Annotated in this window: 14 protein-coding genes; 10 read left to right on the plus strand and 4 right to left on the minus strand. The window is 69.9% G+C overall.

From position 1 onward, the window contains the following. Positions 1–91 precede the first annotated feature (91 nt). Positions 92–2746, minus strand: coding sequence for an AAA family ATPase (locus ABZ345_RS32385; protein WP_359857109.1), 2655 nt, complete (start codon positions 2744–2746; stop codon positions 92–94). A 110-nt stretch (positions 2747–2856) separates the two neighbouring features. On the opposite strand from ABZ345_RS32385, the gene ABZ345_RS32390 reads away from it, so the two are divergent. The 10 genes from ABZ345_RS32390 to ABZ345_RS32435 all read left to right on the plus strand — a co-directional run bounded on the left by ABZ345_RS32390 (position 2857) and on the right by ABZ345_RS32435 (position 13563). After that, a complete protein-coding gene (locus ABZ345_RS32390) occupies positions 2857–3303 on the plus strand; it encodes a VOC family protein (protein ID WP_359857112.1) in 447 nt (148 codons plus the stop codon). After that, positions 3303–4640 carry an NAD(P)/FAD-dependent oxidoreductase gene (locus ABZ345_RS32395; protein WP_359857115.1) on the plus strand — a complete coding sequence of 446 codons (1338 nt, stop codon included), beginning with the start codon at positions 3303–3305 and terminating at the stop codon, positions 4638–4640. The genes ABZ345_RS32390 and ABZ345_RS32395 overlap by 1 nt, the downstream gene beginning before the upstream one ends. Positions 4641–4660: 20 nt before the next feature. After that, positions 4661–5233, plus strand: a complete 573-nt coding sequence (locus ABZ345_RS32400) for a VOC family protein (protein WP_359857118.1) — start codon at positions 4661–4663, stop codon at positions 5231–5233. A gap of 10 nt (positions 5234–5243) precedes the next feature. Then, positions 5244–7229, plus strand: a complete 1986-nt coding sequence (locus ABZ345_RS32405; protein ID WP_359857121.1) for a hypothetical protein — start codon at positions 5244–5246, stop codon at positions 7227–7229. 64 nt (positions 7230–7293) lie between these two features. Beyond that, entirely contained in the window at positions 7294–8262 is a 969-nt protein-coding gene (locus ABZ345_RS32410; RefSeq protein WP_359857124.1) for an NAD(P)-dependent alcohol dehydrogenase, read from the plus strand. A gap of 48 nt (positions 8263–8310) precedes the next feature. Continuing rightward, a complete protein-coding gene (locus ABZ345_RS32415) occupies positions 8311–9783 on the plus strand; it encodes a carboxylesterase family protein (RefSeq protein WP_359857127.1) in 1473 nt (490 codons plus the stop codon). A gap of 169 nt (positions 9784–9952) precedes the next feature. Continuing rightward, the gene (locus ABZ345_RS32420) at positions 9953–10816 is read left to right on the plus strand and encodes an alkaline phosphatase family protein (RefSeq protein ID WP_359857130.1); all 864 of its coding nucleotides are present in this window, start codon (positions 9953–9955) and stop codon (positions 10814–10816) included. Between the two features lie 44 nt (positions 10817–10860). Then, the gene (locus ABZ345_RS32425; protein ID WP_359857424.1) at positions 10861–12078 is read left to right on the plus strand and encodes an MFS transporter; all 1218 of its coding nucleotides are present in this window, start codon (positions 10861–10863) and stop codon (positions 12076–12078) included. After that, a complete protein-coding gene (locus tag ABZ345_RS32430; RefSeq protein WP_359857133.1) occupies positions 12075–13067 on the plus strand; it encodes a hypothetical protein in 993 nt (330 codons plus the stop codon). The genes ABZ345_RS32425 and ABZ345_RS32430 overlap by 4 nt, the downstream gene beginning before the upstream one ends. Positions 13068–13122: 55 nt before the next feature. Beyond that, entirely contained in the window at positions 13123–13563 is a 441-nt protein-coding gene (locus tag ABZ345_RS32435) for a tetratricopeptide repeat protein (protein ID WP_359857136.1), read from the plus strand. On the opposite strand, the gene ABZ345_RS32440 is transcribed toward ABZ345_RS32435, so the two are convergent. The 3 genes from ABZ345_RS32440 to ABZ345_RS32450 are packed head-to-tail and all read right to left on the minus strand — an operon-like array spanning position 13549 to position 16918. After that, the gene (locus ABZ345_RS32440) at positions 13549–15162 is read right to left on the minus strand and encodes an SDR family oxidoreductase (RefSeq protein ID WP_359857139.1); all 1614 of its coding nucleotides are present in this window, start codon (positions 15160–15162) and stop codon (positions 13549–13551) included. The two genes, ABZ345_RS32435 and ABZ345_RS32440, sit on opposite strands and share 15 nt — an antisense overlap. Before the next feature lie 2 nt (positions 15163–15164). Continuing rightward, on the minus strand, positions 15165–16061 hold the full coding sequence (locus ABZ345_RS32445) for a 2Fe-2S iron-sulfur cluster-binding protein (RefSeq protein WP_359857142.1): 897 nt from the start codon (positions 16059–16061) through the stop codon (positions 15165–15167). After that, positions 16061–16918, minus strand: coding sequence for a metal-dependent hydrolase (locus ABZ345_RS32450; RefSeq protein ID WP_359857145.1), 858 nt, complete (start codon positions 16916–16918; stop codon positions 16061–16063). Before ABZ345_RS32450 ends, ABZ345_RS32445 begins: the two co-directional genes overlap by 1 nt. Positions 16919–16978 lie beyond the last annotated feature (60 nt).

Here is a 16978-nt window from a genome sequence, read left to right on the forward strand (position 1 = left end):
ATCGCAGCCCACGCACGATCCGTCAACTCACCACGACCAACCACCGCAGAGAAATACCAGACGCCCTGATCAGCTGCTTACAGGACAGGCTCTAGAACGTCGCGTCGCGCAGTTGCCGGCGCGACGTCACGCCGACCTTGCCGAACACCTTGCGCAGATGCCATTCCACCGTGCGCGGGCTGATGAACAGGCGCGTGCCGATCTCCGGGTTCGAGAAGCCCTCCCGCGCCAGCCGGGCGATCTGGTACTCCTGCGCGGTCAGCTCGTCGGTCGGCTCCGCGGTGCGCTTACGGGCCGTTTCACCCGTTGCCTGTAGTTCGCGCCACGCCCGCTCAGCGAACGTGGGCATGCCACAGGCCGTGAGCATCTCGTGGGCCGTGCGGAGGTGGTCACGTGCCTCGACGCGTTGGCCCTCACGGCGCAACCACTCGCCGTACAGCAGGTGTGCGCGCGCCAGTTCGGTCCGCAAGCCCGCGTCACCGAAGTGGTCGATCGACTCGCGGAAGCCCTCAGGAGAGCCGTTCAACGCGCGCAGCCGGGCCTTGATGCCTGACGACCAGGCGGTGTCGACCCAAGCCGAGGAACGGTCCAAAGCATCGGCGACTAACCCGGCGTCACCGGTGCGGGAGGCGGCCTCGGCCAGTTCCGCGGCCACGAAACAGGTGTAGACCAGGGAGTCGGAGGAGAACACGCGGAGTGCGGCGTCGCGGGCCAGGTCGTGGCGGCCGAGTCCGTTGTGCAGGACCGACAACGTCCAGTCCGCGATGGTCGCAAGGCGTCCCTGCCCGTCGGCACGCGCTTGCGCACCGACGGCAGACGCCAGGTCCTCGCCCCGGTAGGCGGCCTGCAGCAGCACCGCGTAGCCGACCGGCGGCGTGCCGGTGACCTCGGAGATGCGCTGGTCCTCCTCGATCAACGCTTGTGCGGCGGCTGGTTCGCCGGCCAGGAGTTCGTTGTCCGCCAAGAAGTTCAACGCGAACTGCAGCTGCACGAGCGCACCGGCGTCGCGGGCCAGGCGGACCTGTTGCTGGGCGAACGCGCGCCGCGTCTCGAAGTCCCACATCTCCGAGGCGATGATGCCGCCCGCGCGGTAACCGAAGAGCCACGGCAGACGGCTGATGTCCTCGGCACCGACCTTCAACCCCCGCACCTCGTCCAGTGCACGCGTCATGAAAGGCACGGACGCGGCATAGCCCGAGGTGATGCGCGAGGTGAGTGACTGCAGAACCAGGTCGATCGCGCACGGCGGCGTGCGGGCAGGGGGTGCGTCACGGGCGGCGTCGGCCAGTGGCGAACCGGCCCAGATCGCGGCCGACAACGCCTCCAGGTGGGTCTCGCGGGCGAGGTCGGCGTCGAACGGGGTCAGCCGGCGAGCCGCGCTGAACAGCAGGGGAGCGGCCTCGGCGACCCGGCGCTGGTCGAACGCGATGTGCCCGCGCAGGTGCTCGATCTCGGCGCTGCGGCGCTCGTCCGGCGGACCGGCCTCCACCGCCGACAACAACCGCAACGACGCGTCCAACGCACCCGCGTCGCGTTTGGCACGGGCGGCCGCGAGCTCGCGGTCGGCACGACGGCCGGGTTCCGGCGTGAGCACCGCGGCCTGTTCGAGGAACGCGGCAGCGGCCAGCAGGCCACCACGGGCCTGCGCGCGCGACGCCGAGTTCGACAGATCGGCCGCCACCTCCTCGTCCGGTGAGGTGGTGCCCTGGGCGCGGTGCCACGCACGGCGGTCCGGGTCGATCAGTGCATCGGTCACGTCGGCCAACGCCCGGTGCACGCGTTGCCGGTCCACAGCGGACGCCGACCGGTACACCGCCGACCGCACCAGCGGATGCCGGAACCGCACCCGCGCCCCGAACTCGATCAGCCCGGTGCCCACCGCGGCAGCCGCGGGGTCAGCGCCTAGCCCGAGCAGCCCGGCCGCGCGCCACAGCAGGGTCGCGTCACCGAGCGGTTCGGCGGCCGCGGTCAGCATGAGCAGGCGCGTGTCGGCGGGCAGCGGTTCGATCTGGCGGACGAAGCTCTGCTCGATCCGGCTGGTCAGCGGCCCTGGATCGAGCCCGTCGCCCGCCTCGCGCGGCAGTTCCAGCAACGCCAGCGGGTTGCCGCGGGCCTCGGCGACGATCCGGTCGCGCACCCGGCCGTCCACCGGCCCCTTGATCACCGACTCGAGCAACGTGCGGGCGTCCGCGTCGTCCAGGCCGCGCACGAACAGCTCCGGCAACCCGTCGAGGTAGTCGTTGCCCTCGCGCAGCACGAAGACCAGCGCGATCCGTTCCGCCAGCAGCCTGCGAGCGACGAACCCGAGCACCGCGGACGACATCGAGTCGAGCCACTGCGCGTCGTCGACCAGGCATACCAGGGGCTGCTCGTCGGCGACCTCCGCGAGCAGCGTCAGCACCGCCAGACCCACCATGAACCGCGTCGGCCGGGGCCCCGCAGCCATGCCGAACGCGGTGCCGAGCGCCTCGCGCTGGGGTGCGGGCAGCTTGTCGAGCCGGTCGAGGAACGGCACGCACAACTGGTGCAGCCCGGCGTACGGGAACGCGCTCTCGGCCTCCACACCCGCCGCACGGGTCACCCGGAACCCCGAGGCCCGCGCCGACACGTGGTCGAGCAGCGCGGTCTTGCCGATACCGGCCTCGCCCCGCAACACGAGCACCTGGCCCGCACCCGACCTGGCCTGCGTCAACAGGCGGTCCAGCTGCTCGCCCTCGGTGCGTCTGCCCAGGAGATCGTCCGACACGGGCACGAGCCTACGCACCAGGGCATCACCAGGGGGTTCCACGGGTTCGAAGGGGTCCCTGGCGGGAGCAATCTCTAGTTACCGAAGAACGAACGAAGGAGATGGACCAGATGGACTTCAAACTCGAGGTGGCGGTCATCCCGGTGAGCGACATCGACCGGGCGATCCACTTCTACAAGACGCTCGGATGGCGCTTCGACGCCGAGTTCGCGAACGACGAGGGCTACCGCCTCACCCAGCTCACCCCGCCCGGATCGCCCGCGTCGATCATCTTCGGCAGCGGCGTGACGAACGCCGAGCCGGGCAGCACCGAGGGCCTGCACCTGATCGTCGACGACATCGTGGCCGCCCGCGAGGACCTGATCAGCCGCGGTGTCGAGGTCAGCGAGATCTTCCACGACAAGACCGGCGTCTTCCACCACGCCGGCACCGACGGCAGGGTTGCCGGTCCCGCTGCCGACCGCGCCAGCTACGGCTCGTTCGCCTCGTTCAGCGACCCCGACGGCAACGGCTGGGTGCTGCAGGAGGTCACGACGCGCCTTCCGGGACGTGTGTGATGAACCAGTACGACGTCATCGTCATCGGCGGCGGGTCACCCGGCGAGCACTTCGCCGCGGCCGTCGCCGAGGGCGGGCTCCGGGTGGCGATCGTGGAGCGCGAGCTGCTCGGCGGTGAATGCTCGTTCTGGGCGTGCATCCCGTCCAAGACGTTGCTGCGGCCGGGCGAGGCCGTGGCGGCAGCGCAGGACGTGCCCGGCGCACGCGAGGCGATCACGGGCAAGGTAGACGCCAAGGCGGCGTTGGAGTGGCGCGACTTCATGGTCTCGTCCTACGACGACGCGGGCGGCGAGAAGTGGGCCCGCGACGCCGGCATCGACGTGCTGCGCGGTGACGGCCGGATCGCCGGCCCGAACACCGTGGCGGTGGGCGAGCAGACCTACACGGCCGACCACATCGTGATCGCCACGGGCTCGGCGGCGTTCATCCCGCCGATCGTCCGCGACCTGCCAGGGCTGTGGACGAACCGCGAGGCCACCGGTGTCAAGGAGATCCCGGGCCGGCTGCTGATCCTCGGCGGCGGACCCGTCGGAGTCGAGATGGCGCAGGCGTTTCTGAGCCTGGGCTCCGAGGTCGCCCTGGTCGAGGGCAACGACCGGCTGCTGCCCCGCGAACCGGAGGCGGCCGGCCGTGCGCTCACCGAGGCACTGGCCTCCGACGGCGTCGAGCTCCACCTCGGCGTGCACGTCACCGCGGCCCGGTTCGAGAACGACGAGTACGTGCTCGACCTCCCGGACGGCACCCAGCTGCGCGGCGACAAGCTCCTCGTCGCCACCGGCAGGCGCCCGCGGGTCGAGGGCATCGGACTCGAAACCGTTGGTGTCGAACCGAACCCGCGCGGCCTGGTCACCGACGAACGCATGAACGTGACCGACGGGATCTGGGCGGTCGGCGACGTCACGGGCCAGTGGAACCTGACCCACGCCGGCAAGTACCAGGGCCGTGTCGCCGCCGCGAACATCCTCGGCACACCGGCCGAGGTCGACTACACCGCCGTCCCGCGAGTCGTGTTCACCTCGCCGGAAGTCGCCGCAGTCGGTGCGGCAGAAGGAAAGTACACCGCAACAGCCCACCTGTCCGGCGTCGCGCGCACGGCCACCTACACCCGTGAGTACGCCACGCGACCCGGATTCCTGACCCTCGTCTCCGACGGCGAAGTCCTCACGGGCGCCTACGCCGTCGGCCCCGAGGCAGGCGAGTGGCTCCAGCAGGCCACCCTCGCGATCCGCGCGAAGGTCCCGCTGTCCGTGCTGCTCGACGTCATCCAGCCGTTCCCCACCTTCTCCGAGGCCTTCCTCAACGGCCTCCGCGATCTGACCAAGGAAGTAGCGAAATGAAGGCTCTGACCGAGATTGACATGAAGCTCGAAGTGACCGTCATTCCCGTGACGGACGTCGAACGCGCCAAGGAGTTCTACAGCCGCCTGGGCTGGAGGCTCGACGTCACCCCGCCGTGGGTCGTGCAGTTCACCCCGAACGGTTCCAGCGCGTCCATCCACTTCGGAGAGGGCGTCACGACCGCGCAACCCGGCTCCGGACGGCACTTCCTGATCGTCTCCGACATCGTCGAGACGCACGAGGCCCTGCTCGCCGAGGGCATCAAGGTCGGACCGATCTACTACGGCGGCCCGGACGGCCCCGTCGAGGGTGTGGACCCGGAGCGCCGCAGCTACTTCTCGCGCGCCGAGTTCAGCGACCCGGACGGCAACCTGTGGATCCTGCAGGAGGTCACGACCCGCCTGCCCGGCCGCGTGGACGCCGACGACACCTCCTACGCGTCGATCACCGACCTGGCCTCGGCGTTGCGCCGCGCCGCTTTGGCCCACGGTGAGCACGAGAAGCGCAACGGCGGCGAGTTCGACGAGAACTGGCCCGACTGGTACGCCGAGTACATGGTCAAAGAACAGACGGGCCAGGAACTCCCGCTGTAGTTTCGCTTGTGTGATCGAGGAAATCGACCGAGCGCTGCGCGGAACGCCATCGAAACTGGCGTTCCGCGCGCTTTGTTCTGTCGCGGACGCGGATTCGGTGCCCTACTGCGAACAACAGCTGGCTTCGTGGCCCGACGAGCTGCGCGAGGCACCGTGGTCCTGGCTCGCGGCACTGGAATCCGGCTTCACGAAACCGACGTGGCCGCTCGTCCGGTCGCTCGACCTCTCGTCGCGCCGCCAGGGACTGCGCTATGCCGCGTTGCCCGATCCCCGCAGGCCTGAGATGCGTGCGGTGACCAGGATCCGGCTCGGCTGGCCGAGTGACGAGGAACTGGAGGCGTTCACCGAGACCGCCGACCGGTGGGAGAACCTGCGGTCGTTCAGCGTCCGCATGGTCACCGACGACGACACCGACGTGCTCGCCCGGTTCGCGCGGACCGACGCGGCCGCCCGGCTCGAGTCGTTGGTGCTGGTGAGCGTGACGGACACCCTGTGGCACTTCGGAAAGCCGTCGTTCCGGCTCCATGGACGGACCCGGCTGCGTCACATCGGTGTGATGGCCGCGGACTTGGCTCACCTGCTGCGGGAAGGGCTGGCGCCGGACCTGCGGTCCGCGGAGGTGCTCGTCGCGACTGCCGACGAGGCTCGCGAACTGGCGTCCTGCGCGGGACTGGCGTCGCTGGAACGGCTGGAGATCGGCTTCCGGTGCGGCAAGAACGGCGAGCAGCCGCTGTGGAGACCGTTCTTCGGCAACGTGATCGAGGCCGACGAGGAGGCGTGCGCGGAGTTCTTCTCCCGCGCCGATCTGAGGAACCTGCGCAGCTTGCGGGTGCGCGGCACCGTGATGGGACTCGGCAGGGAAGGGCTGGGTGCGCGCGGTGTCGAGGCGATCCTTCCCGTGGTGCCCCAGCTGACTGAGCTGACGCTCCAACTGCTGCCCGTCGACGACAAGTCCATCGGCCAGGTGCTGAGTGCCGTCGACCACGAGCGCATCGAGAAGCTGGTGCTCTCCGACCTGGTGGCCACCGACCACCTGGCTGATGCCTTCGCCGGTCCGTTTCCGCGCCTGCGTCACCTCGACCTGAGCCACAACCACCTCGGCGCGGACGGCGTCCGGCGACTGCTCGGCGCGGGCATGCCCGTGCTGGAACACCTCGACCTGAGCGGCCGCTGGGGTGGATCACCGCACTACGCCCGCCCTGACCTGCAGCCCGTCGGCGACGGTGGTGCGCTGGCAGCGGCTGGGCTGGAGAACCTGCGAACGGTCAGGCTGTCGGCCATCGGACTCGGGCCGGAGGGACTGGCCGCGCTGCTTCGGCTGGACGGCCTGGAAGATCTCGACGTCTCGGGCAACCCGATGGGCAGCCTGCCGCACGCGCCGGCCTGGGGGTCGGTGCGGACGCTGGACCTGGCCGACTGCGGACTGAGCGACTCGGATGTCGCCGCGCTTCCCGCGGAGAGTGCCTTGGTGAGCCTCTCGTTGGCCTACAACGGTTTCAGCTCGGACGGGGCTCGCGCGCTGGCGTCGTGGCCGGTGTTGCCGCAGTTGTGGATGCTCGACCTCCACGACCACACGATCGGCGACGACGGGCTGGCCGCGCTCGCTTCGTCTCGTGCGGCACAGCGGTTGGTGGAGCTGGACGTGGAGCAGGACGTCTGGAACGCGCACCGGCGCTCCTATCTCACCCCGTTGCCCGCCGAAGTGCTGGCCCGGGAGTCGTTTCCGGCGCTCGACGCGATGTTCCTCGGCACGATCGACGAGTACCACGGCAGCAGGAACAGCACCGGCGTGCCCGAGTTGCCCGTTGATCCGCGCCCCGAACTCGTCGCGTTCATCGATCATCTCGACGACGACTACGAGGCACCCGAAGAGGATCGCCCGCCCCAGGAGAACGACTTCCGCACCAACCGGGCGGAGGCTTGGGCCGGGTATCTGGCCGACGCCGAGGACTTCGCGCGGCGAATGATGTCAGGTGAGATCGGGTGGCCGCCCTAGGGGTCGTCCCTGATGTGGATCCGCGTTGTCGCGGCTTGACTTCCTGCCAACGAGGGAGGCCGGGATGAAGGCGATCGTCCAGGACAGATATGGCTCGGCGGACGTGTTGGAGCTGCGAGAGGTCGAACGGCCCGTGCCGGCCGAGGGAGAGGTGCTGGTACGGGTGCGGGCGTCGTCGGTGAACGCCGCCGACTGGCACATCATGCGCGGCGACCCGTACTTCGCGCGGCTGGTCCTGGGGCTGCGCGGGCCGAAGTCGCGGATCCGCGGCATGGACTTCGCGGGCGTGATCGAGGCGGTCGGGCCCGGCGTGAGCGGGCTGCTGCGGGTGGGGGACGAGGTGTTCGGCGAGGCCGCGGGGGCCTTCGCCGAGTACGTCTGCGTGCCCGCGCACCTGGTGGAGCACAAGCCGTCGAACCTGACGTTCGAGCAGACGGCGACGCTGCCGCTGGCGGGCAACACCGCGTGGCTGGGCCTGAAGGACCTGCAGGCCGGGCAGAAGGTGCTGATCAACGGCGCGTCCGGTGGGGTCGGGCTGCTGGCGGTGCAGATCGCCAAGGCGCGCAAGGCCGTCGTGACCGGGGTGTGCAGCACGCGCAACGTCGAGCAGGTGCGCGCCGTGGGGGCGGACGTGGTGATCGACTACAGCTCCGAGGACTTCGCGAACGGCGGCGAGCGCTACGACCTGATCTTCGACCTCGTGGGCAACCGGTCGATGAGCGAACTGCGGGGTGCGCTCACGCCGGACGGGACGCTGGTGCTGTCCGGGGGAGGCAGCTTCACCGGCGGGGCGTTGTTCGGGCCGTACCGGTTGATCATCCAGGGCAAGGTGCTCGGACCGTTCGCGCGGCAGCGGCTCGTGGTGCTGGAGGCCAAGCCCAGCAAGGAGAACCTGGCCGCGCTGCGTGAGCTCGCCGAGTCCGGGCAGTTGGTGCCGGTGATCGAGCGGACGTATCCGCTGACCGACGCGCCCGACGCGATCCGGCACGTCGAGACCGCGCACGCGCGGGCGAAGGTCGTGGTCACGGCCTGACCGATAAATCGCTGGCGCCGCGCGGGCTGTGGCGGCAACGATCCGCGCATGGTCGAGGCTCGCGTCCGCGGTGGAATGGTTCGGGGCACTATGGAATCGGGTGTCGCGGTGTTCCGCGGCATCCCTTTCGCCGCGCCCCCGGTGGGTGCGTTGCGTTTCGCCGCACCCCGGCCGGCTGCCGCGTGGGACGGCGTGCGGGAGGCGGTGGCGTTCGGCCCACCGCCACCGCAGCCGGGAGCCTTCGGCATGGACCAGGTGGGCGCCAAGGGCGATGACTGGCTGACCGTGAACGTCTGGTCGCCCGACCCCGCCGCGAACCTGCCCGTCATGGTGTGGATCCAGGGCGGCGCCTACGTGTTCGGCACGTCCGGCCTCGCCGAGTACGACGGCGCGCGCCTCGCCCAGGACGGCGTGGTCGTGGTGACGTTCAACTACCGCGTGGGCATCGAGGGCTTCGCGCTCATCGAGGGCGCGCCGCCGAACCGCGGTCTGCTGGACCAGGTCGCGGCTTTGGAGTGGGTGCGCGACAACATCAGCGCGTTCGGCGGCGACCCCGGCCGCGTCACGGTGTTCGGCCAGTCCGCGGGCGGTGGCTCGGTCGCGGCGCTGCTGGCGATGCCGCGCGCCGCGGGACTGTTCCACCGCGCGGTCGCGAGCAGCGTGCCGGGCCCGTTCTTCACGCCCGAGCTCGCCGCGGACGTCACGGCCGCGTGCGCCGCCGAACTGGGCGTGAGTCCCACCGGTCTGTCCACTGTGGATCCCGAGCTGCTGCCGGCCGCGGCCGACGAGATCATGGCCAAGATCGGGCAGTTCACCGGGCGGTGGGGACAGGCCGCGCACAAGCAGGTCCCGTTCGCGCCGATCGTCGACGGCGACGTCCTGCCGACCACTCCGTGGGAGGCGGTCGCCGGCGGCTCCGCGAAGCATATCGAGCTGATCGTCGGCCACACCCGGCACGAGCAGCGCGTCCTCACCCTGATCGACGGAATGCTCGGCCAGGTGACCGAGCAGCAGGCGGCCACCGCGCTGGACGTGTTCGCGCCCGGCCCGGACGGTACCCGCCGCTACCGGGAGAGCTTCCCGGCCGCGGGCCCGGAGGAGCTGTACGACCTGGTGTGCTCGGACTGGCTGTTCCGCATGCCGTCGCTGCGGCTCGCGGAGGCGCAGGTCGCGGCGGGCGGTCGTGCCCACGTGTACGTGCTGGCCTGGCCGGCGCCCGGCATGGGTGGTGCTCTGGGCGCGTGCCACGGCCTGGACGTGCCGCTGATGTTCGGCAACCTGGACCGCGGCCGGCCCGCGGTGTTGATCGGCGACGTGACGCCCGAGGCGGCGGACCTGTCGGACCGCATCCGTCGCGCGTGGACGGGGTTCGCCGCGCACGGCGATCCGGGGTGGCCCGCCTACTCCGCCGACCGCTTGACGCATGTCTTCGACGTCGTGGATCAGGTGACCGCGTATCCGGAGGAGGAGTCCCGGCTGATCTGGCAAAACCACGCCTTCGCGGCGCTCTCGCCGTCCTAAGGGGAGCGTCCGGCCGAGACGAAATTGTCGCGCGACTTTGTCGGATTTGGCGGGCTTTTGCCTCTTTTTACAGGACCAACCGAGTGATGCGGATAGGTTATTCCTGCACCTTGTGGCTTAGATGCGGGCGAGATGTTCACCGCCGCCGCTCGAGGTCCTGGGAGGTTCCATGTCCGTCAAGCGGATCGCGGTCGCGACAATGGCCGCGGCCGGCATCGCCGCGGCCGTCGCCGGTTCACGTGCGGACACGTCCACCGCGGTCGAACCGGTGGCGGCGTCCGTGCCTGCCTTCGATCACATCGTGCTGGTGATGTTCGAGAACAAGAAGTACTCGACCATCAACGGAAGCTCCAGCGCGTCCTACTTCAACCAGCTCGCGGCGCAGAGCGCGAAGTTCACCAAGTCGTTCGGCATCACGCATCCGAGCCAGCCCAACTACGTGGCCCTGTTCTCGGGTTCGACGCAGGGTGTCGACGACGACGCCTGTCCGATGAACCTCGGCGCGAAGGAGAACCTGGCGACCCAGCTGGCCGGCGCCGGGAAGAAGTTCACCGGGTACTCGGAGGCGATGCCGTCCGACGGCTACACCGGGTGTTCGAGTGGCACCTACAAGCGCAAGCACAACTCCTGGGTGGACTTCAGCAACGTCCCCGCGTCCAGCAACCGCAGGTTCTCCTCGTTCCCCAGCGACTTCACGAAGCTCCCGGGCGTCGCCTTCGTGACCCCGGACATGTGCAACGACATGCACGACTGCTCGGTCGGCACGGGCGACAGCTGGCTCAAGAAGAACCTCGACGCCTACGCGAAGTGGGCGAAGACGCACAACAGCCTGCTCATCGTCACCTTCGACGAGGACAGCGGGACCTCGGTGAACCAGATCTTCACCATGTTCACCGGTGCGCACGTCAAGGCGGGCAGCTACAGCGAATCGATCAACCACTACACCGTGCTGCGGACGATCGAGGCGGCTCACGGCCTGCCGGGTATCGGCAACGCGGCGCAGAAGTCGCCGATCCTGGATGTGTGGCAGTAGTCGTGTACCTGTCGACGATCGGCCGCCGGGAGAACCCCGGCGGCCTGTCCAGGCGGACGCTCGGCGCGCTGGGCGGAAACGTCCTGGCGCTGGGGACGGTCAGTCTCGTCACCGACATCTCGTCCGAGATGGTCACCGCCGTGCTGCCGGTCTACCTGATGCTCGGGCTGCATCTGAGCCCGCTGTCCTACGGCTTGTTCGATGGCCTGTACACCGGGGCGACCGCCGTGCTGCGGCTGGTCGGCGGGTACGTCGCCGACCGCGGCGGGCGGAAGAAGGCCGTCGCCGGGATCGGGTACGCGCTCTCGGCGGTGGCCAAGCTGGGGCTGGTGGCCGCGGGGTCCTCGGCGGCCGCGATCGGGGCCGTGCTGACGGTCGACCGCACGGGCAAGGGACTGCGGACCGCGCCAAGGGATGCGCTGATCACCTTGTCCGCACCGGAATCGATGCTCGGGCGCGCGTTCGGCGTGCACCGGGCGATGGACAGCGCCGGCGCGTTCGCCGGGCCGCTGGTCGCGGTGGCCGTGCTGGCGGCGGCCGGATCGTCCACCGGCGCCGACGGTTTCGACGCCGTGTTCGTGACGAGCTTCTGCATCGCGGCCTGCGGAGTGCTGCTGCTCTGCTTGTTCGTGCGGGACCGGCGTTCGGCGGCGGCGACTGCGGCGAGCGTGTCGCCTCGCGCGGTCGGCTCGCTGCTGCGTGACGCCAGAGTGCGGCGGCTGCTGCTGGCGGCCTGCGTGCTGGGAATGGTCACCGTCGGCGACGGGTTCGTGTACTTGTTGTTGCAGCGCAAGGAAGACATCGCGAACGGATGGTTTCCGCTGCTGGCGGTCGGGACCAATCTCGTCTACCTGCTGCTGGCCGCGCCACTGGGCGCGCTGGCCGACCGGGTCGGCCGCCTGCCGGTGATGCTGTGCGGCTACGGCGGGCTGGCCGGGGTGTACCTGCTGCTCCTCAGCCCGGTGGCGGGGTGGCCGCTGTTCGCGCTCACCCTCGGGCTCTACGGCGCCTTCTACGCCGCGACCGATGGTGTGCTGATGGCGCTGGCCGGCCCGATCCTGCCCGAAGCGCTGCGCACCACCGGCATTTCGATCGTGCAGACCGGCCAGGCGTTGTCGTACTTCGCCTCGTCCGTCCTCTTCGGACTTTTCTGGCAGGTCTGGGGTGCGGGCACTGCCGTCGGTGTGGCCGCCGGCATGGTGCTCATGGCCGTCGTCGGCACCGCCTTGCTGCTGGTCCCGCGCAAGGTGGTGCGTGCGTGACCACCCGGAGCCGGATCCTGCTCGCACTCGTCGGAGTGGTCGTCCTGACCGCGGCCGCGGTCGTCTACACAGGACTTGTCCGAGCCCGCAACCGTGACGCCACCGCGACCACGGACACGGTGACTCTGACCGGTCCGCGCTTGTTGTTCCGCAGCACGGCGGACGCCGAACGCGGGCACCTCGTCACCGTGGCGGCCGACGACCCCGGAGGTGCGCGTGCGGTGTCGAACGTGACCTGCAACCGGGTGTACGCCGCCGGCGGCACCGGACTCTGCCTGCGGCCGGAGAACGGGTTGACCACCTACCAGCTCGTCGTGTTCGACGCCGCGCTGGCGGTGAAGCAAGAGATTCCGCTGGTGGGCCTGCCCAACCGGGCCAGGGTGTCGCCCAGCGGGCAGAGGGTCGCGTGGACCGTCTTCGTCACCGGGGACTCCTACAACGGCGGGAAGTTCTCCACGCGTGCCGGGATGCTGGACACCACGAGCGGCGCTCTGGAGGGAACGCTCGAGGACTTCGGCGTGACGGTCGACGGGAGGCCATACCAGGCCGCCGACCTCAACTTCTGGGGCGTCACGTTCGCCCAGGACGAGAACCGGTTCTTCGCGACGATGTCGACCGGGAACCACCGATACCTGGTGGAGGGCGACTTCACGGCGCGGACCGTGCGCACGGTCCGCGACAACGTGGAGTGCCCGTCCCTGTCGCCGGACGGAAAGCGGATCGCGTTCAAGTCCGCTGTGGACGGTGATCCTGCGAAGGGCTGGCGGATTTCCGTGCTCGACCTGGCAGGTGGCGGCATCACACCGCTCGCCGAAGGGCGCGGTGTCGACGATCAGCCTGCCTGGCTCGACGCGCGGACCGTCGCGTACGCGATCCCGCGTGGCGGCGGGCACTCCGACGTCTGGGCGGTGCCGGCGGACGGGTCGGGGCAGGCACGGCTGCTGATTCCCGAGGCGGAGTCTCCCTCCGCACTCGGACCACCGCGCTGATCGCTCTGGGAATACCTGCCGCCGGGTGACGTTGTACGCGCCGGAAGGAGGTTCGATGAGCGACTTCAAGGTGCACGACACGACCGGCTACGACTTCAACGCCTACCAGCCGAACGGTGAGGTGGCGGCCGACCGCTGGGTCACGGCGACGCACCTGTTCGACGACCACGTGGAGACTCCGGCCGACAAGTGGGAACGCGCACAGCTGCTGTTCGAGGCCCGCGACTACGTCAAGGCCGCGCAGCTGCTCGCCGAGGTCGTCGCGGAAGTGCCGTTCCAGACGGACCTCTGCCTGCTGCTGGCCCGCGCCTACTACCACTCGGCCCAGCTGGGCAAGGCCGAGGCGCAGCTCCGCGTCATCGTGGACCGCGACCCGGTCGAGCACTACGCGCACCTGCTGCTCGGGCGCACGCTGGAGCGGCAGGGCCGGCCCGAGGAGGCCGCACCCTGGCTCCGGCTTGCCGCGGCGTTCGGTGGCGAACTAACCGACGTCTAGCTTGGCGAACGCTCGCAGGATCCCTGGCGCGACACGGCTCGCAAGTCGTGCCGCCTTCGCCTCGACCGTCACCGGGACCACCGGGCGGTTGCGGCGGACGGCGCGCACGATCTCGTTCGCCACGCCCTCGGGACCGAAACCCCGCCGGGCGTAGATCCGGGACGCGCGGTCCTGCTTGCGGCTCTGTTCCTCGGCGCTGACGCCGGAGAACGTCGTGGTGGCCGTGATGTTCGTGTTCACCAGCCCGGGACAGATCGCGCTGACGCCGATGGCGTGCGGCGCGAGCTCGGCTCGCAGGCAGTCCGAGAGCATGAACACCGCGGCCTTGCTGGTCGCGTACGCGGAGAGGATCTTCGACGGCAGGTAGGCCGCCGCCGAGGACAGGTTCACGATGTGGCCGCCCTCTCCGCGTTCGACCATCAGCTCACCGAACGCGCGGCAGCCGTGCACGACACCCCACAGGTTGACGTCGAGCACCCGCTGCCACTGCTCCGTCGAGGTCGACAGGAACGACCCGGAGTGGCCTATGCCGGCGTTGTTGACGACAACATCGGGCACGCCGTGCTCTTCGGCGACCTGCCTCGCCCAGGCCCGTACTGCATCTTCACTGCGGACGTCGACCTCGTAGGCGTGGCCGTCGATCATGGCCGCGGTCTCCTTCGCCGCAGTGAAGTCCACGTCGGACACCACGACCTTCGCGCCAGTCCTGGCGAACGCCACCGCGGTCGCCCTGCCGATGCCGCTGCCGCCGCCGGTGATCACGACGAGTTCACGCGGGGGAGTGGAATCGGCGATGAACTCGCTGATCATGCGGGCGAGCTGCGCGGGGTGGCTGAGCGGCGCCCAGTGGCCCGCGGCGATCTTTCGGCGGCGCAGTGACGGCACCCAGCGCTCCAGGTCGAGCGGCCGCGTGTCGATGTAGCGGTCGCGGGTCGGCTGGATGACCTGCACCGGCATGGGTGCGACGCGGTGCCGTGGTGCGCCCATGACCTGGCGGATGTTGGCCCGGTACAACGAGATTCCGCGCACGGCATCCCGGGTGATCGTGCTCGCGGGCTTGGCTTTCACGCCCTCCAGGCGCTGGAGCACGCCTCCCCAGCGCGGCCCGAGGTAGAGGCGCCAGAACAGCGGTGCGAGCACCGGCAGGTGGAACGCGGCGATGTACCAGGATCGCAGGAACTGCCGGACGTGAGCGATCGACAAGCCTTTGTGCGACCAGTGACCCATGTGGTCGAGGCACGGCCCGGAGATCGACGTGAACGTGGCGATCCGCGCGCCGGGCGTGGTCACGGCCTCCCACGACTGGATCGAGCCCCAGTCGTGACCGACCAGGTGCACCGGCTCGTCCGGGCTGACCGCGTCGATCACCGCTGAGAGGTCGTTCGCCAGGTGTTCGAGCCGATAGCCGTCCTCAGTGGACGGTGGCGTCGACTCGCCCGCGCCGCGCACGTCGTAGGTGACGACCCGGAAGTCCTTCTCCAGCAACGCGGCCACGCGATCCCACACGGCGTGGGTGTCGGGATAGCCGTGCACCAGCACGATTGTTGGCCCGGTCGTACCGCGCACCTGCACCGCGAGGTCGACTTCTCCGGAACGCACCTTCACAGCTCCTCCAGGACGAGTCGGTCACCGGTTGGCCTGTCCACGCAGATCCGCACGCCGCCGACGTCGCACGTCCCGCAGAACCCCTGCCGGCACGAGTAGGCGACCGACGGCCGGAAGTCCCTGATGACGTCGAGCGCGGACCGGTCGGCGGGCACACCGAGGGATACCCCGCTGCGGCGCAGTTCGACCGTGAACGGGCGTCCGCCGACGATCGGCGGCGGGCTGAAACGCTCGAAGTGCAGCCAGCGCGACGAGAACTCGCCGCGCACCTGCTCGAGCATCGACGCCGGGCCGCAGCAGTACACCGCGCCTCGCGGGTGCGCGTCGGTGAGGAGAGGCCCACCGCGTCCGATCCTGATGTCGACCTGGCCGATAGGCAGCTCGTCGAGGAACGGCATGGCTTTCGTCGACCGCCCGCAGTAGACGAGCCGCCAGTCCAGGCCTCGCCTGGCCGCAGCGTGGACCATCGGCAGGATCGGCGTGATCCCGATGCCGCCCGCCACGAACACGATCGGCCCGATGCCGGCGAACGGGAACGCGTTGCGCGGCCCGCGCACCTGGATCCGGTCACCTACTTGCAGCGCTTGGACTTCACGTGACCCGGCGCCGACCTCGCGGACCGCGATCCGATAGGTCTGCTCTGCCGGGTCGCCGCACAGCGAGTACTGGCGGCGAAGTCCGCTCGGCAGGTGCAGGTCGACGTGACAGCCGGGCTGCCAGGCGGGCAGTGTCGTGCCGCCGAACCGCAGGCTCACCACGTCGTCGGCCACTCGTGAGCGCTCGACAACGGTGAGCCACAAGGCATCCCGCGCTGTGCCTGGACGTGCGCGGCCACCGAACCGCGAGACCGCGGCGTCGTAGAAGTCGCCGAACTTCGTGAGCGCTTGGAGCATCAGTGCGCCTCGCGAGCAGCAGGCGACGACGCCAAGTACGCGATGGCCTGTGACGTCGAACCTTCCTGCTTCGGGTGGTAGGCGGGGTGGAAGTACCGCAGGAACGCCCGGAAGATGTCCGGCAGCTTCGGCAGCAGCCCGCGCCGTCCTGCCCGCATCGCCTCACGCCATGTCAGCCGCACCTTCGTGGTCTTGTCCGCGCGCACCATGAACTGCGCACCCCGAATCCACAGCCAGAACAACACCGGCGCCACGAGCAGCATCGTCCGCGCCCGGCGCACGTACCGGCGGTCGAGGTGGCACATCAGGTCGTAGGCGACACTGCGGTGCTCGACCTCCTCGGCGGCGTGCCAGCGCAGCAGATCGAGCATCACGGGGTGGATGCCGGCCCGGTCGAGCGCGTCGGCGTTCAGCATCCAGTCGCCCAGGTACGCCGTGAAGTGCTCGACAGCGGCCACGATCGCGACCCGCTCGATGAGCTGCTCACGGGCCTGTTCCTCGCTGAGGCCCGGCTTCGGCCCGAGGATCCTGCGGAACACGTGCTCCATCTGCCGCGTGAACGGCCGCGGGTCCAGTCCGTTGGCGAGCAGGTGGTCGAGCACCTCGCTGTGGGCCTCGGCGTGCATCGCCTCCTGCCCGATGAACCCGAGCGCGTCCTCGCGCAACGTGTCGTCGGAGATCATCGGCACGACCTGCTGGAACGTCCGCACGAACCACCGCTCGCCCTCGGGCAGCAGCAGGTGCAGAACGTTCATGACGTGCGTGGTCACCGGCTCGTCCGGGACCCAGTGCATCGGCAGGGTCGACCAGTCGAACTGCACGTCGCGCGGCTGCAGAACGAGGTTGTCCGGCTCCATCACGTACCTCCGCCAAATTACTACGCCCGCGTAGCTTTGTGAAAGCTACGCCACCGTAGC

Source organism: Lentzea sp. NPDC005914 (assembly GCF_040629405.1).
In the GTDB taxonomy this organism is placed as follows: Bacteria; Actinomycetota; Actinomycetes; order Mycobacteriales; family Pseudonocardiaceae; genus Lentzea.

Excerpts from the sequence above, each read along its gene's own strand:
- ABZ345_RS32390 (WP_359857112.1), top strand. The coding sequence starts at position 2,857 with ATGGACTTCAAACTCGAGGTGGCGGTCATCCCGGTGAGCGACATCGAC.
- ABZ345_RS32395 (WP_359857115.1), top strand. The coding sequence starts at position 3,303 with ATGAACCAGTACGACGTCATCGTCATCGGCGGCGGGTCACCCGGCGAG.
- ABZ345_RS32400 (WP_359857118.1), top strand. The coding sequence starts at position 4,661 with ATGAAGCTCGAAGTGACCGTCATTCCCGTGACGGACGTCGAACGCGCC.
- ABZ345_RS32410 (WP_359857124.1), top strand. The coding sequence starts at position 7,294 with ATGAAGGCGATCGTCCAGGACAGATATGGCTCGGCGGACGTGTTGGAG.
- ABZ345_RS32415 (WP_359857127.1), top strand. The coding sequence starts at position 8,311 with ATGGTCGAGGCTCGCGTCCGCGGTGGAATGGTTCGGGGCACTATGGAA.
- ABZ345_RS32420 (WP_359857130.1), top strand. The coding sequence starts at position 9,953 with ATGTCCGTCAAGCGGATCGCGGTCGCGACAATGGCCGCGGCCGGCATC.
- ABZ345_RS32435 (WP_359857136.1), top strand. The coding sequence starts at position 13,123 with ATGAGCGACTTCAAGGTGCACGACACGACCGGCTACGACTTCAACGCC.
- ABZ345_RS32445 (WP_359857142.1), bottom strand. The coding sequence starts at position 16,061 with ATGCTCCAAGCGCTCACGAAGTTCGGCGACTTCTACGACGCCGCGGTC.
- ABZ345_RS32450 (WP_359857145.1), bottom strand. The coding sequence starts at position 16,918 with ATGGAGCCGGACAACCTCGTTCTGCAGCCGCGCGACGTGCAGTTCGAC.